Source organism: Lentzea kentuckyensis, assembly GCF_002150765.1.
Taxonomy (GTDB): Bacteria; Actinomycetota; Actinomycetes; order Mycobacteriales; family Pseudonocardiaceae; genus Lentzea; species Lentzea kentuckyensis.
On record NZ_MUYM01000016.1, the window covers coordinates 226723 to 240743 of the forward strand.

18 protein-coding genes are annotated in these 14021 nt (G+C 68.4%); 5 read left to right on the forward strand and 13 right to left on the reverse strand.

Annotated elements, in window-relative coordinates; genetic code table 11:
* Positions 1-4 precede the first annotated feature (4 nt).
* The gene (locus B0F77_RS10790) at positions 5-229 is read left to right on the forward strand and encodes a hypothetical protein (protein ID WP_245847942.1); all 225 of its coding nucleotides are present in this window, start codon (positions 5-7) and stop codon (positions 227-229) included.
* On the opposite strand, the gene B0F77_RS10795 is transcribed toward B0F77_RS10790, so the two are convergent.
* The 7 genes from B0F77_RS10795 to B0F77_RS10825 all read right to left on the reverse strand — a co-directional run bounded on the left by B0F77_RS10795 (position 216) and on the right by B0F77_RS10825 (position 4766).
* On the reverse strand, positions 216-638 hold the full coding sequence (locus B0F77_RS10795) for a hypothetical protein (protein ID WP_143466667.1): 423 nt from the start codon (positions 636-638) through the stop codon (positions 216-218). The genes B0F77_RS10790 and B0F77_RS10795 overlap by 14 nt on opposite strands.
* Complete coding sequence (locus B0F77_RS10800) at positions 604-1020, reverse strand: hypothetical protein (protein ID WP_086662669.1); 417 nt, start codon at positions 1018-1020, stop codon at positions 604-606. Before B0F77_RS10800 ends, B0F77_RS10795 begins: the two co-directional genes overlap by 35 nt.
* 8 nt (positions 1021-1028) lie before the next feature.
* Positions 1029-1493, reverse strand: coding sequence for a hypothetical protein (locus B0F77_RS10805; RefSeq protein ID WP_086662670.1), 465 nt, complete (start codon positions 1491-1493; stop codon positions 1029-1031).
* Between the two features lie 64 nt (positions 1494-1557).
* Positions 1558-1899: a hypothetical protein gene (locus B0F77_RS10810; RefSeq protein WP_086662671.1), complete on the reverse strand. Its 342-nt coding sequence runs from the start codon at positions 1897-1899 to the stop codon at positions 1558-1560.
* A gap of 25 nt (positions 1900-1924) precedes the next feature.
* The gene (sepH, locus tag B0F77_RS10815) at positions 1925-2875 is read right to left on the reverse strand and encodes a septation protein SepH (RefSeq protein WP_086662672.1); all 951 of its coding nucleotides are present in this window, start codon (positions 2873-2875) and stop codon (positions 1925-1927) included.
* Positions 2876-2976: 101 nt separating this feature from the next.
* Positions 2977-4110 (reverse strand): sensor histidine kinase, encoded by a 1134-nt coding sequence (locus B0F77_RS10820; RefSeq protein ID WP_086662673.1) that lies wholly within the window; start codon positions 4108-4110, stop codon positions 2977-2979.
* On the reverse strand, positions 4107-4766 hold the full coding sequence (locus B0F77_RS10825) for a response regulator transcription factor (protein WP_086662674.1): 660 nt from the start codon (positions 4764-4766) through the stop codon (positions 4107-4109). Before B0F77_RS10825 ends, B0F77_RS10820 begins: the two co-directional genes overlap by 4 nt.
* 89 nt (positions 4767-4855) lie before the next feature.
* Here B0F77_RS10825 and B0F77_RS10830 point away from each other — a divergent pair, with 89 nt between their 5' ends.
* The 4 genes from B0F77_RS10830 to B0F77_RS10845 are packed head-to-tail and all read left to right on the forward strand — an operon-like array spanning position 4856 to position 8182.
* Positions 4856-5359, forward strand: a complete 504-nt coding sequence (locus B0F77_RS10830; protein ID WP_086662675.1) for a hypothetical protein — start codon at positions 4856-4858, stop codon at positions 5357-5359.
* Positions 5356-6393, forward strand: coding sequence for a peptidoglycan-binding domain-containing protein (locus B0F77_RS48950; RefSeq protein WP_086662676.1), 1038 nt, complete (start codon positions 5356-5358; stop codon positions 6391-6393). Before B0F77_RS10830 ends, B0F77_RS48950 begins: the two co-directional genes overlap by 4 nt.
* On the forward strand, positions 6390-7040 hold the full coding sequence (locus B0F77_RS48955) for an ABC transporter ATP-binding protein (RefSeq protein WP_086662677.1): 651 nt from the start codon (positions 6390-6392) through the stop codon (positions 7038-7040). The genes B0F77_RS48950 and B0F77_RS48955 overlap by 4 nt, the downstream gene beginning before the upstream one ends.
* The gene (locus B0F77_RS10845; RefSeq protein ID WP_245847943.1) at positions 7040-8182 is read left to right on the forward strand and encodes an ABC transporter permease; all 1143 of its coding nucleotides are present in this window, start codon (positions 7040-7042) and stop codon (positions 8180-8182) included. The genes B0F77_RS48955 and B0F77_RS10845 overlap by 1 nt, the downstream gene beginning before the upstream one ends.
* A gap of 59 nt (positions 8183-8241) precedes the next feature.
* Here the strand turns inward: B0F77_RS10845 and serC are convergent, their stop codons facing one another.
* The 6 genes from serC to B0F77_RS10875 form a co-directional block, all read right to left on the reverse strand.
* On the reverse strand, positions 8242-9369 hold the full coding sequence (serC, locus tag B0F77_RS10850; protein ID WP_086662678.1) for a phosphoserine transaminase: 1128 nt from the start codon (positions 9367-9369) through the stop codon (positions 8242-8244).
* A 276-nt stretch (positions 9370-9645) separates the two neighbouring features.
* Positions 9646-10530, reverse strand: coding sequence for a hypothetical protein (locus B0F77_RS10855; RefSeq protein WP_143466668.1), 885 nt, complete (start codon positions 10528-10530; stop codon positions 9646-9648).
* Between the two features lie 164 nt (positions 10531-10694).
* Positions 10695-11297 (reverse strand): response regulator, encoded by a 603-nt coding sequence (locus tag B0F77_RS10860; RefSeq protein ID WP_086662680.1) that lies wholly within the window; start codon positions 11295-11297, stop codon positions 10695-10697.
* Entirely contained in the window at positions 11294-12391 is a 1098-nt protein-coding gene (locus tag B0F77_RS10865; protein ID WP_158102663.1) for a sensor histidine kinase, read from the reverse strand. The genes B0F77_RS10860 and B0F77_RS10865 overlap by 4 nt, the downstream gene beginning before the upstream one ends.
* Positions 12328-13128, reverse strand: a complete 801-nt coding sequence (locus B0F77_RS10870; protein ID WP_086662682.1) for an ABC transporter permease — start codon at positions 13126-13128, stop codon at positions 12328-12330. The genes B0F77_RS10865 and B0F77_RS10870 overlap by 64 nt, the downstream gene beginning before the upstream one ends.
* On the reverse strand, positions 13125-13949 hold the full coding sequence (locus B0F77_RS10875; RefSeq protein ID WP_086662683.1) for an ABC transporter ATP-binding protein: 825 nt from the start codon (positions 13947-13949) through the stop codon (positions 13125-13127). Before B0F77_RS10875 ends, B0F77_RS10870 begins: the two co-directional genes overlap by 4 nt.
* Positions 13950-14021 lie beyond the last annotated feature (72 nt).

Genomic DNA, 14021 nt, shown 5'->3' on the forward strand with positions numbered 1-14021 from the left:
CACCATGACGCGGTTTCTGCGAACCGAGCAGACGATGGCGTTTCCACACGGACGGCTCATCGCCTCACACGATGGAGCGAACTACGTGCTGGCCCCCGACGGCTGGGACCACCTGGCCGGCCCGCGGCCGCGGCACGCGATGTTCGTCTCCCGCGAGGAGGCCGAGGACTGGTGTGAACGCGAGGGCTGGGACCTGAATCTGCTCGACGAGATCCCTAGGACCTCTTGAACGTGAACAGGCCGACCAGTCCGTAGGAGACGGCCGCGAGCAACGCCTCGGCGTGGTGCCGGTTCGTGAACAACCCGATGACGGGTTCGTGCACCTTGAAGTAGAGGCCGAGGCCCAGCACGATCGGTCCGAGCAGGATGATCGGCCACACCGGCCGCACCCCGAAGATCCACAGGATCGGCCCGGCCAGCACCAGCGACGACACCAGCGCGAGCGGCAACCCGATCAGCACGAGCAGCAGGAACGTCGACATCGACGTGCTGTCGAGCCACGACTTCAGGAAGCCCGACTCGTACGCCCAGGTCCACCCGAGCACCAGCCCTGCCCCGACGGCCATCGACAGGACGACCCGGAACAACAGCCGGCGTCCTGTCCTACCCGTCTTGCCCGTGGTGCTCTGTTCGGTCACGCCGCCCACCGTAACCAGCGGTCACCACGGCAGCCAAGGCGTACCCGCCCGCCGCCGTGATCGCGACCAGGAGGACCCCGCTGCCTTCCGGCAGTTGGACCTGCGCGAACCTGAGGCTGAACGAGGTGATGACCAGCAACACCACCGCTCCCGCCATGCCCACGACCGCGGCCGGCCAGGCGGGGGAGAACCGGGCGAGCCGCAGCAGTCCCCACCCTGCCAACGCCCAGATGAGCACCAGTATCGGCACGGCCGGCAACATGAACTCGGTGGCGCACTGCAGCCCGCTGTCCGGGCACAGCACCAGCGCGGCCGGTTCGAGCGACAGGAACCACCCGGCGCCGCACAACGCGCCCACCACTGCCGCCATCGCCGCCCTCATACCGCCGATCATGGCGACTTACCGGTGACCTCACCATGAGGCGTGCTGATCCGCCGGCGCCAGACCAGGTCCGGCCACAGGCTCGTGCACAGAGCGGCGATCGCATAGGCGCCACCCGCCGCCGTCAGGTACCCGATCTCCAGGAAACGACGACCTTCCTCCTGGTACATGCCGTCGATGGTCGTCCTGAGGAAGATGACCGCCAGGATCAGCACGAACCACAGGCCGCTGCCGATCCCGGCCACCCACCACCCGCGCTCCAGCCGGAGCATCCGGAACCCCAGGTAGACGAGGGCTGCGGCGACGATCATCCAGAGCGAGAAGCCCAGCCCGAACCTCAGCATGAACGGGGGACCGCATCCCCTGCGGCCGACGGCGCCGTAGCAGTACCGCGTGAGCGCGTCGAGCGACATCAGAAATCCGATGCCGGCCACCGTCCCACTGACGGCCCCCACGACCGTGCGCAACAACATGCGCAAAGAACTATCCGATCACCGCGCGGAAAAGGGTGATCTGCACAGATTCTCCACAACACCTTCACCGCGCCGCGGTGAGCACGGCGATCAACGCGTAAAGCGCGGCGAACACCGCGAAGCCGAGATACGGCAGGCCGAGCAGGAACACCATGGTCATCACCGCCATGAGGGTCGCGGGCACGGCCACCAGCCATGCCCGCGACACGCTCAGCGAACGCAGTGCGAACCCGCCCAGGACCGCCCCCGCCACCGCGAAGACCGGCAAGGTCATCACGAAGGTGCCGAGGCAGCCCCAGTCCTCGAACGTGCAGACCGTGCCCGAGCGGATGAGCTCGAACACTCCCCACCAGGCCAGCCCGAGGAGTGCACCCACTCCGGCAGCCAGCGCGACACGGCGTCCCACTGGTAGTCCTCCTGGTGGGCGTCAATCAGCGGTTCGACCGCACGCCCAGTAAAACGTCCTCCCACGAAGGGACGATGGGGTGGTTCTTCTTCCCCCGCTTCGGAGGAGGGTCCTTGCGGACCGGCTTCTCCGCCGCGGGCTCCTGCTCCTTCTTCACCGGTGGTGCAGGCGGGGCAGGTGCGGGCTCCGGCTCGGGCAGCTTCTCCTGCGCCGGCTTCTCGGCCACCACCGGAGCGGGGGCCGGGGCCGGCGTGGGTGCCGGGGCAGGTGCCTGCACCGGAACGGGTACGGGCTCCTCCGCGACCGGAACAGCGGCGGGCAGCACCGGAGTCGCCTCCAGAGCCTGCCGTGCCAGCTGCGTCACCGGACGCACCGTGCGCAGCGTCCGGTTCGGATTCGGGTCCATCAGGTCGACCGCGGCGTCGTCCAGCGCCGTGACCGTGCCGCCCTGCGCACCGGGGTGGAACGCCCAGTGCGCGCGGTTCTCCGAGCGCCCGGTCTTCCAGTGCAGCTGCACGATCCAGCGGCCGTCGTCACCGCGCCACGCGTCCCACGAGGTGTCCGAGAGGTCGTGCCCGCGCAGGCCGAACGAGTGCGCGACGACCTCGCCGAGCGTCTGCACGTCCGGGCCGTCCTCGCGCACCGGGTGTGCGCGCTGGGCCAGGTCGGCCGTGCGCGAACGCTCCAGCAGCACGGGGTAGGCGAAGCGCTCGATCCGGTGCGTCGGCATGCCCGCGGCAGCCGCGACCTGCTCGATCGACTCACCGGCGCGGATGCGCGCCTGGATCTCGCGCGGCCGCATGAGGGCCTCGCCGGACTCGATCTGCATCTGGCCGAGGCGCGCCAGGTCACCGCGCAGGGCCGCCCTGAGGCGCTCGTCAGCGGGGAGCGTGAAGCGCTCGCCGCGGTTTTCGGGGTCCTCGAGGATGACGGACTTGCCGTCCTCGTCGAGCCCGATGACTCGCAGCGCTCGCATCGTGGCCTCCCTGAATTCGCACCTCGCCAGCAGACAACGTTAGGACAACGAGCCGTCCATCAGTGGGAGACTCGCCGATATCTCAACGTGATCTTGCCAGTTCACGAGGGCTGTCGCACGCCGGTTTCCGGAAGATTCACCTGGACCACCAGGCCGCCTCCCCCGTTCGGACGAGCCTTCACTGAACCCTGATGGGCCCGCGCGACAGACCGCACGATCGACAACCCGAGGCCGGATCCGGCGGTTCCGACGCGGTCGCGCAGCCGCCGGAACGGTTCGAAAAGGCCGGGCACGGCCTCCGCCGGCACGGTCGGCCCGGTGTTCGAGACCACGAGTTCCTGATCAAGCCGGACGGCCACGGTCCCGCCAGGTTTGTTGTAGAGCACGGCGTTGCGCAGCAGGTTTCCGATGAGTTGAGCCAGCAGCACCGGATCACCCTCGACGAGGTACGGCCGCACCGAGACGTCGAACGTGACCTCCTTCGAAGCCGCCAGCGCCGCGCACGACTCGACCTCGTCCTCGATCGTCTCGTCCAGCCAGACCAGCTCCCGCGTGGCCAGCCCGCGGTCACTGCGTGCAAGCAGCAGCAACCCGTCGATGAGCTTCTCGCTGCGCTCGTTCGTGTCGAGCAGATGCGCTCCGAGACGGCGGATCTCCTCCGACGCGCCGGGATCGCCGAGCGCCACCTCGATCAACGTCCGTTGCACTGCCAACGGCGTGCGCAGCTCGTGCGAGGCGTTCGCGACGAACCGCTTCTGGCTGTCGAACGACGACGCGAGCCGGTCGAGCATCCCGTCGAAGGTGTCCGCGAGATCCTTGAGCTCGTCCGGTGGCCCGTCCAGCTCGATCCGCTGGTCCAGCCGCGTCGCCTCCAGCCGGTGCGCGGTCGTGGTGATCTCGTGCAACGGCGCCAGCACCCGCCCGGCCACCACCCAGCCGAGCCACACGGCGATCACCGCCGCCACCAGCAGCGCGACGATCGACTGCCACAGCACCGTGCTCATCGTGCTCGCCTTCAACTGCTCGCCGGTGACCACCACGGTGTCGGCGGGCAGCTGCGCCGCCTCGACCGTCGCGTAGGCCCCGTACGGGTCGGTGGGAAAGGCCCTGGTGGCCGCCACCCCTTCCAGCGGCATCCACTCGGCGAGCAGCCAGTAGTTCAGCCCGATCAGCGCGACGCCCGCGATCAGGAACACCCCGGCGTACCAGGCCGTCAGCCTGGTCCGCAGCCTCACGAGCCGAACCGGTAGCCGGCGCCGGGCACGGTCTGGATGACCTGCGGCGCGCCCAGCTTGCGGCGCAGCGTCATCACCGCCACCCGCACGGCGTTGGTGAACGGGTCGGCGTGCTCGTCCCAGGCCTTCTCCAACAGCTCCTCCGCGCTCACGACGTTGCCCTGCGCCCGCATCAGCACCTCCAGCACGGCGAACTCCTTCGGGGACAGCGGCAGGAACTTCCCGTCCCGCGATGCCTGGTGCCGCGGCAGGTCCAGCGTCACCCCCGCGGTTTCGAGCACCGGCGGCAGCGCGGGCCGGGCCCGGCGGCCCAGTGCCTGCACCCGCGCCACCAGTTCGGCGAACGCGAACGGCTTGGTCAGGTAGTCGTCGGCGCCCAGCCCGAGCCCGGCGACCCGGTCGTCCACCTCGGCCGCCGCGGTCAGCATCAACACCCGTGCCTCGCCACCGGTCGCGTGCACCGCCTTGCACACCTCGTCGCCGTGGACGAGCGGCAGGTCGCGGTCCAGCACGACGACGTCGTACGCGTGCACTCCCACCCGCTCCAACGCCGCTTCACCGTCGTAGCAGACGTCGACCGCCATCGAGAACCTGCGCAACCCCTCGGCGACCGTGTCCGCGAGCAGCTGTTCGTCCTCGACCACCAGCACGCGCATGACACCTATTTTCCGTGAACGGCAGATAAGCGCCGGATAAAGACTTTTGCTTAGCGCCGTCGAATGACGCCCTCCGTAGACCTGTCGCCGTGAAGAAATCCATCCCAGTGCTGCTCGCCCTGCTGCTGGCCCTCGTCGCCTGCGGCAACAAACAGGACGAGGGCAACGCGAAGAAGGACGACACGGGCGACATGGTCAAGTTCGCCCAGTGCATGCGGGACAACGGCGTGGACATGCCGGATCCGCAGGACGACGGCAAGGGCGGTGTCGTGATGCGCGCGATGCCGGCCGACCAAGCCGGCGCCGACGGCCAGGCGGGCAAGTTCGAGACCGCGCACAACGCGTGCAAGCAGTTCCTGCCCAACGGCGGCGAGTACAAGCCGCCGTCGCCCGAGGAGCAGGACAAGATGCGCCAGCAGGCGAAGTGCATGCGGGACAAGGGACACAACTGGCCCGACCCGAACTTCGAGGGCAACGGTGGCCAGAACGAGACGCTGTCGCTCGATCTCGGTGACGAGAAGGTCAAGCAGGACATGAAGGACTGCGGCATGGAGTTCCAGATGGCGGGCGTTGCTCCGGTGGAGGGCAAGTGAAACGCCAGGTCATCATCACCGCGATCATCGCGGCCGTCCTGCTCGGCACCGGCGGTGTCGTCGTCCTCACCAGAGTCGCGTCGAACCAGGCGAACGCCGAGCCGCCCAAGGCCGAACCGGCCAAGACCGCCCCGGTGAAGAAGACCAACCTCGCCGACCAGCAGTCCGTTTCCGGGCAACTCGGCCACGGCGCCGAACGAGCGCTGGCCGGCCGCAAAGGAGGCACGATCACGGGTCTGCCGGAACAGGGCGCGGTCGTCGACCGCGGCAAGCCGGTGTACTGGTCGGACGCGAAGCCCGTGCCGTTGTTCTACGGCTCGTTGCCGCTCTACCGCGATCTCGAAGCGGGCATGCCGAACGGGCCCGACGTCAAAGTCGTCGAGGAGAACCTCGCCGCGTTGGGGTTCAACGACTTCGGCACCCCCGACGAGAAGTTCACCTCCTACACCGCCTCCGCCATCAAGAAGTGGCAGAAGGCCCTGGGGCTGGAGCAGAACGGCAAACTCGGCCAGGGCGACGTCATCGTGCAACCCGGCGCGATCCGCGTGTCGGCGCTTGCCGCCCAGCTCGGCGCACCCGCGGCCGGCGACCTGATGAAGGTCACCGGCACCGAGCGCGCCGTCACCGTCGAGCTGGAGACCAACAAGCAGCGCCTCGCGAAGGTCGGCGAGAAGGTCGAGTTGTCGATCCCCGGCGGCAAGCCCACCACCGGCACCATCCAGTCCGTCACGAAGACCGCCGGCAACGGCATGGACCAGAAGCCGAAGCTGGTGCTGACCATCGCCGTGGACGACCCGGCCGCCGCGGAGGGCGTCGACTCCGCCACCGTCTCGACGGTGTTCACGGTCGGCAAGAAGCAGAACGTGCTCGCGGTGCCGATCGGCGCGCTGCTCGCGCTGGCCGAGGGCGGCTACGGCGTCGAGACCGAGGACCGCAGGATCATCAAGGTCACCGTCGGCCTGTTCGCCAAGGGGCAGGTCGAGGTCACCGGCGAGGGCCTGCGCGAGGGCATGAAGGTGGTGACCACCGAGTGATCACCATCGACCACGCCTCGCGGACGTATCCCGGTGGCGTGCAGGCGTTGCGGGACGTGTCGCTGACCGTCGGGGGCGGCGAGATGCTCGCGATCGTCGGCCCGTCCGGCTCCGGCAAGTCCACGCTGCTGCACCTGATGGGCACGCTGGACAAGCCGACCACCGGCAAGGTCGAGATCGACGGCCACGACGTGTCCTCGTTGTCGGACAACGCCTTGTCGGCTCTGCGAGCGCGCACGATCGGGTTCGTGTTCCAGCAGTTCTTCCTCACCGACGGGCTGTCGGCGATCGAGAACGTCGCCGCCGGTCTGGTCTACGCGGGCGTGCCGCGGCACAAGAGGCGGGCCCTGGCGATGTCCGCTTTGGACAGAGTCGGGTTGATCCACCGGGCGCTGCACAAGCCGCACGAGCTGTCCGGTGGTGAACGCCAGCGCGTCGCCATCGCCCGCGCGGTGGTGAACACGCCGGGGATCCTGCTGGCCGACGAGCCGACCGGGAACCTGGACACCCGCAACGGCGCCGGTGTGCTGGAACTGTTGGAGGGCCTCAACTCCGACGGCACCACGGTCGTGCTGATCACGCACGACCGCGACGTCGCGGCACGGGCACCGCGTCGCGTCGAGGTCCGCGACGGGGTGATCGTCTGATGGACCTGTTGCGCCTCGGGTTCTTCGGAATGCGCACCCGGCCGATGCGCGCCGTCCTGTCGGCGCTGGGCATCGCGATCGGCATCGCCGCGCTGGTGGCCGTGATCGGCATTCCGGCGTCGAGCGGGCAGGCGTTGCGCGACAAGCTCGCCACGCTCGGCACGAACCTATTGACCGCCGCGCCCGGTCAGACGTTCGGTGGCGGTGACGCCAAGCTGCCCGAGACCGCGGTGCCGATGGCCCGCCGGATCGGCGCGGTGACGGGAGCGAGCGCCACCGGCAGCATCTCGGCCAACGTGCGCAAGACCGACCTCGTGCCGTCCAGCGACACGCTGGGGCTGCGGGTGGCCGCCGCGGACAAGGACCTGTTGAAGGTGCTGGAGGCCAAGGTCGACAAGGGCCGCTGGCTGGAGCCCGGCGAGAAGTCCATCGTGCTCGGCTCGACCGCGGCGTCCCGGCTGGGCATCGAGCGCGTCGGCGCGCAGGTGTGGATCGACGGGCAGTGGTTCAGCGTCGTCGGGATCCTCGCGCCGCTGCCGTTGTCGCCGGAGATCGACCGGGCCGCGCTGATCGGCTGGGAGGCGGCGAAGGAGGCGTTCGGGTTCGACGGCAGCCCGAGCACCGTGTACGTGCGGACCGACAAGGAGCAGGTGGACAACGTCCGCAAGCTGCTCGGCCCGACGCTGAACCCTCAGCAGTCCAACGAGGTGAAGGTGTCCCGGCCGTCGGACGCGCTGGCCGCGCAGCAGATCGCGGAGAACAGCTACAACGCGCTCTTCCTGGGACTGGGCGGGGTCGCGTTGTTGGTGGGTGGCGTCGGCGTGGCGAACACGATGGTGATCTCGGTGCTGGAACGGCGCAGGGAGATCGGTCTGCGGCGGGCGCTCGGGGCGACCCGGCGGCAGATCAGGTGGCAGTTCCTCACCGAGTCGGTGCTGCTGTCCGGTCTCGGCGGCCTCGTAGGGGTGGTCGTCGGGATCGCGGTCACGGCTGGTTACTCGATCAGCCAGAAGTGGCCGGCGGCACTACCGTGGCCCGCCCTGCTCGGGGGAGTGGGCGCGGCCGTGCTCATCGGCGCCATCGCCGGCGTCTACCCGGCGGTGCGGGCGGCTCGCCAGTCGCCCACCGAAGCCCTCGCCTGAGAGCGATGAAGGGCTCCTTCATCCACTTGACGTGGATGAAGGAGCCCTTCATCGACAACTCAGAGCTGGCCGACGACCCAGTCGATGGCCTGCGTGAGGATCGTGATGTCGTTCGGCTCGATGGCCGGGAACATCGCGACCCGCAGCTGGTTCTTGCCGAGCTTGCGGTACGGCTCGACGTCGACGATCCCGTTGGCGCGCAACACCTTCGCCACGACAGCCGCATCGACGTCGTCCGAGAAGTTGATCGTGCCGACGACCTGCGAGCGGTCAGCGGCCTTCTCGACGTACGGCGTGGTGTACGCGGTCTTCTCGGCCCACGAGTACAGGCGGTCGCTGCTGTCCTTGGTGCGCGCGACCGACCAGTCGAGGCCGCCGTTGCCGTTGATCCAGTCGATCTGGTGCGCCAGCAGGAAGAGCGTGGCGACCGACGGCGTGTTGTACGTCTGGTCCTTGGTGGAGTTGTCGAGCGCGGTCGGCAGCGACAGGAACTCCGGCACCCAGCGGTCCTTGAGCTCCTCGACGCGGGCCAGCGCCGCGGGCGACATCAGCGCGAGCCACAGGCCACCGTCGCTCGCGAACGACTTCTGCGGCGCGAAGTAGTAGACGTCGAAGTCCTCGGCCTTGACCGGCAGGCCACCGGCGCCGGACGTGGCGTCGATCGCGATCAGCGCGTCGCCGGCACCCTCGATGCGGGTGACGGGCATCGCGACACCGGTCGAGGTCTCGTTCTGCGCCCAGCCGACCAGGTCGGCACCCTCGGCGTAGAACAGTTCGGGCGCGGTGCCCGGCTCGGCCTTGGTGACCAGCGAGTCCTTCAGGAACGGCGCGGTCTGGGTGACCTTCGCGAACTTGGAGGAGAACTCACCGTTGGTGAAGTGCTGCGCGGTCTCGCGGACCAGGCCGAACGACGCCGCGTCCCAGAACGCCGTGGTGCCACCGTTGCCGAGCACGACCTCGTAGCCGTCCGGCAGCTGGAACAGCTCGCGCAGTCCGGAGCGGACGCGACCGACGAGGTTCTTGACGGGCTTCTGCCGGTGGGACGTGCCGAGCAGCGCCGCACCTTCGGACGCGAGGGCCGCGACGGCCTCGGGACGCACCTTGGACGGTCCGCAGCCGAAGCGGCCGTCGGACGGCTTGAGCTCGGCGGGAAGCACCAACGAGGTCGGATCGGCGGTCTGGGTCATGTGGTCACGCCTCCGGGGCGATCGGACTTGAAGTGGACCTGACCGGCGCCGTTGCCGGAGTTCACAGTGTTGCAGGCGGGTAGCCGGGGCATGTCGGCCGGGTGTCGTGGCTCACGTGACCGGCCCACCCGGAGTTGATCATGGCGCGAGAGTTCTGTACGGTCCGCAACCTGAACTCGTAAATTAGTCACGGAGGGTTACTTCATTGTTGCGGATGTGTGCGGCCATGGGTGGGAACAGCGGCACCACGGATGAGGACGACTGATCCGCCGGCCGTCAGCGACGTGAGACCGCACGCTGGTCTTTTCTGAGTTCCAGCCGTGCCCCGACGCGATGTCGGACAGGCGGGTCGAACAACTCCAGGGTGATCGTTCGCCTGTTCAGGTCGTCCTGCTCCTTGCGCAGGTCGTAACCCCCGTCGAGTGGTCCGATCGGTTCCAGGTAGACATCGGTGCCGGTGGGCAGGACGATTCGGTACACGGCGTGCGTGACCGGTTGGGCGAACATGAGGGTGAACTCGTCTGGCGACCCTTCCGCGAGCGGCAGGCATCGTCTCGGCCAATCCAGTTCGACCGTGAACGAGATTTCCGAATCCTGACGCGGTGGTTCGTGAAAGTGAATCACCGCTGCCACCGTTCCGTCTTTGGGCCAGGACAGCGTCTTGTGCAGCGTTGTTCCGGGAGAGCCGTCCACGAGCAGGCTGCGCACCGCCATCTCGACCTGGCGGCGGTACTTCGCCGGCTGGGGCCAGCCGCAGCCGAACTTCAGGCGCACGAACAGCAGATCCGTGCCCAGTGGACGAAGCTTGACCGTCAACTTCGTGTGCGCGTCACCACGCTCACCGACGACGATGGTCTCCTTCCATTCGAGAATCTGATAGCCGGGCCGCGTTTTGTCGAGCTCGTTGCAGTAGCGCGACAGCAACTCCTGCTGCGCCGCGAGTTCCCGCCGGTCGTTCCGACGGGCCACCACCAGGGCGATTCCGGCGATCGTGATGAGCAGTACGACGGTTACCAGTGCGCCTGACTTGACCGCTGTGCTGCCGAGTGCCGCGCCCAGGAGCACGGCGAACGACATGATGCCCACCACGGCTTTGACCACAGCGGACGCGCCGTGACCATGGAGAAATTCCTCCAGGAAAAGAATCGTCTCTCGCAGCACCTGTCCCCCCGACTGATGTTGCGAACAGCGTCGACGACTGCCCGTGATAGTCGAATGAACAGATTGTTGCGCCGATACCGGGTTCGTCGGAGGGGGACACTCGAACGGCCGCCGGGCTTTCCGGCTCTTTCACCACTGTGCACTAATCGCGTGACGGCGGGTTGTTACCGCAGCATGCCGCGATCCATCGCAGTGGTGACCGCCGCCGTCCGGTCGGACACGCCCAGTTTGTTGAACACCCGCAACAAGTGGGTCTTCACGGTCGCCTCCGAGATGAACAGCGTCCGTCCGATCTCGACGTTGGACATACCCTTCGCGACCAGCCGCAACACCTCGGCCTCGCGCGCGGACAGCGGCGGTGTGCGGACCTGGCCGACGACCTTCGCGACCATCGACGGCGCCAGCACGGTCTCGCCGCGCGAGGCCGCCCGGATCGCCGCGATGAGGTCCTCGGTGGTCGAGTCCTTCAGCAAATAGCCGGACGCGCCGGCCTCGACCGCGCGAAGAATGTCCGAATCGGTCTCGTACGTCGTCAGCACCAGCACGCGCGGTCCGGTTCCGACGATCTTCGCGGTCGCGGCGACTCCGTCCATTTCGGGCATCCGCAGGTCCATCAGCACGACGTCCGGACGCAGCGAGGCCGCCTTCTCGATCGCCTCGGCGCCCGAACCGGCGTCGCCGACGACCTCCAGATCGTCGGCCACGAGCATCCCGCGCAGCCCCTGGCGAACCACGGGGTGGTCGTCCACCAGCAGAATCCTGATCACAGCGGCACCTCCACCAGCACGGACGCTCCGTCGTCGTTCGACAACGACAGCGTTCCACCCACCTGTTCCAGCCGGGCACGCATGCCCCGCAGGCCGAACCCCTCCGGCGCGTCGCCGAACCCGCGGCCGTCGTCGCGCACCTCCAACGAAACACCATCGGAGTCGAACCTCATCACCACGTCCACCCGCGTCGCCCCGGAGTGCCGCGCCACGTTGTTCAGCGCCTCTTGCACGGTCCGCAGCAGCACCACGTCAACAGAAGTCTGCAGTGCCACCGGATCTCCGATGACCCGGAACGTCGACGGCAGCGAAACCCCGGAAACCAGCCGCCGCAACGCGTCCTCCAACGACGAACCGTCCAAAGGCGACGGTGCGTTCGACGCGACCAGCGCGCGAGCTTCTCGCAGGTTCTCCCGCGCGGTCTGCAGCGCCAGTTCGACGTTCGGCTGCGCGCCCTGCAGCAGCGTGATGATCGACGTGAAGCCCTGCGCCAGCGTGTCGTGGATGTCCGCCGACCACCGCGCCCGCTCGGCCTCGATGGTCAGTTGCTCGATGCGTTCCAGCAGCTCGCCGCGCTGCTGGTTCTGGGTGGCGATCCGGCTGATCGCCCAGCCGAACGCCTGGGAGAAGCCGATGATCAGCAGGGCCGCCGCCCACGGCAGGGACGAGGAGGCACCCGCCGCCCAGGTGAGGATCTGCGGCGTCAGCACGAACAACACCATCGGGACGAACGCCCACGCGAGCGGTAGCACCATGTAGATCTGCGGGACCAGGCCGAACAGCGCGAAGGTCGCGTTGCCGCTGAACCAGACCGCGGGGGCGAACGTCACGAGCGAGCCCGCCGCGTAGACGAACCCGTGCCAGTCGTCGTCCCCGCGGACCACCAGCCGCCTGCCGTAGAGCACGAACCACAGACCGTTCAGGCACAACAGCCCCGCCGACGACAGGCGGTCGGCGAGGCTGTTGTTGTCGATCAGGATGAGCACCAGTGCGGTGACCTGGGTGATCGCGAAGAGCACGTACCAGGTGATCAGTTGGTTGTGCTGGTCCAGCGGAACGTTCGCGCCACCAGCACCAGGCCGCCGATCGTCCACGCCCCCAGCACCAGCGCGATCTTCCCGAGCTCCCATGATCCCGCCGCCTCCATGACCGCGTAGCCGTCGTTCAGTGCGAACACCGAGCGGAAACCCTGACACACCCACTTGAGCGGGAAGAGCGAACCCGTCACCCGCAGGGAGTCCGGCAGTGCCGCCGTGCTGATGAAGACACCTGACAGGAACTGCAACACGATGTACGGCAGGTTCAGCACGCCCGCCGCGTTCCGGGTGGACTTCGCGATCGAGCTGAGCGCGACACCGATCAGCGAGCAGGAGATGACGCCGAGCACGAACACCCAGCCGAACGTGAACCACTTCTCGGCGGTGGACGGCAGTTCGACGTCGAACCGCAGGATCGCGACGGTCAGCAGCAGCACGGCCTCGACCAGGCTCGACACGAAGACCAGGATGATCTTGCCGATGAAGTAGGACGTGAACGGCATCGGTGTGCCGCGCAGGCGCTTCAGCGTGCCGTCCTCGCGGTCGGCCACGACGCTCATGCCCAGGCCCACGAACGACGTCGAGATGATGCCGGCGCCGATCATGCTCGCCGCGAACATCTGGCCCTGTGCGGCTTCGTGCACGTAGACCGTGCCGAGCAGCAGCATCAGGATCGCCGGCAGCGACACCGTGAAGATGAGGTTTTCCTTCTGCCGGAAGAACTCCCGCAGCTCGGTCGCACCCCTCGTGAGACCGAGCGAAAGGGTTCCGGGCAGAGCAACCGCGGTGGTCATTTGATCAGCTCCAGGTAGACGTCTTCCAACGACGGGCGGGTGACGGTGAGCTCGGCCAGTTCGCCGTCGCGGGACAGCTCGGCGATCGCCTTGGTGGGCTCGGAAGTCTTGATCTCGGTGTAGCCGCGGTCGCTCAGCCACCGGACCGTGGCGTCGGCGTGCGCGCGGCCGCCCAGCGTCTGGGGCGTGCCCTCGGCGACGATCTTGCCGCCGGCCAGCACGGCGACGCGGTCGGCGAGCGCCTCGGCCTCGTCGAGGTAGTGCGTGGTCAGCAGGATCGTGGTGCCCTCGGCGGCCAGCAGCTTGATCAGGCCCCAGAACTGGCGGCGCGCCTCGGGGTCGAAGCCGGTGGTCGGCTCGTCGAGGAACACCAGTTCGGGGCGGCCGATGATGCCGAGCGCCACGTCGAGCCGGCGCCGCTGGCCACCGGAGAGCGTGCCGGCGCGGGCCTTGGCCTTCTCGGTGAGCCCGACCAGGTCGATGATCTCTTCCGGGTCCCGCGGGTCGGCGTAGTACTTGGCGTAGTGCTGTACGGCCTCGCGCACCGTGAGCGTCGCGGCGTCCGTCGCGCTCTGCAGGACGATGCCGAGCTTCGAGCGCCACTCGCGGCCGCCCTTGGCCGGGTCGACGCCCAGCACGCTCACCTCGCCACCGTCCCGGTCGCGGTGCCCCTCCAGGATCTCCACGCTCGTGGTCTTGCCGGCGCCGTTCGGTCCGAGGACCGCGAACACCTCGCCTCGTGCGACGTCGAGGTCCACCCCTGCCACCGCCTGGTGGCCCTTGTAGGCCTTCCGGAGGCCCCTCACTCGGATCGCGTTCATGGGGTAAATCCTGCTTCTACCGCCCTTTCCCACGGGACGACCTCGTGGCCGACTCCGGATGTCATCCGATCG

What these genes read in the sequence shown, in the direction of transcription:
- B0F77_RS10790 (WP_245847942.1), top strand. Translation starts at nt 5, where the DNA reads ATGACGCGGTTTCTGCGAACCGAGCAGACGATGGCGTTTCCACACGGA.
- B0F77_RS10800 (WP_086662669.1), bottom strand. Translation starts at nt 1,020, where the DNA reads ATGAGGGCGGCGATGGCGGCAGTGGTGGGCGCGTTGTGCGGCGCCGGG.
- B0F77_RS10805 (WP_086662670.1), bottom strand. Translation starts at nt 1,493, where the DNA reads ATGTTGTTGCGCACGGTCGTGGGGGCCGTCAGTGGGACGGTGGCCGGC.
- sepH (WP_086662672.1), bottom strand. Translation starts at nt 2,875, where the DNA reads ATGCGAGCGCTGCGAGTCATCGGGCTCGACGAGGACGGCAAGTCCGTC.
- B0F77_RS10825 (WP_086662674.1), bottom strand. Translation starts at nt 4,766, where the DNA reads ATGCGCGTGCTGGTGGTCGAGGACGAACAGCTGCTCGCGGACACGGTC.
- B0F77_RS10845 (WP_245847943.1), top strand. Translation starts at nt 7,040, where the DNA reads ATGGACCTGTTGCGCCTCGGGTTCTTCGGAATGCGCACCCGGCCGATG.
- serC (WP_086662678.1), bottom strand. Translation starts at nt 9,369, where the DNA reads ATGACCCAGACCGCCGATCCGACCTCGTTGGTGCTTCCCGCCGAGCTC.
- B0F77_RS10870 (WP_086662682.1), bottom strand. Translation starts at nt 13,128, where the DNA reads ATGACCACCGCGGTTGCTCTGCCCGGAACCCTTTCGCTCGGTCTCACG.
- B0F77_RS10875 (WP_086662683.1), bottom strand. Translation starts at nt 13,949, where the DNA reads ATGAACGCGATCCGAGTGAGGGGCCTCCGGAAGGCCTACAAGGGCCAC.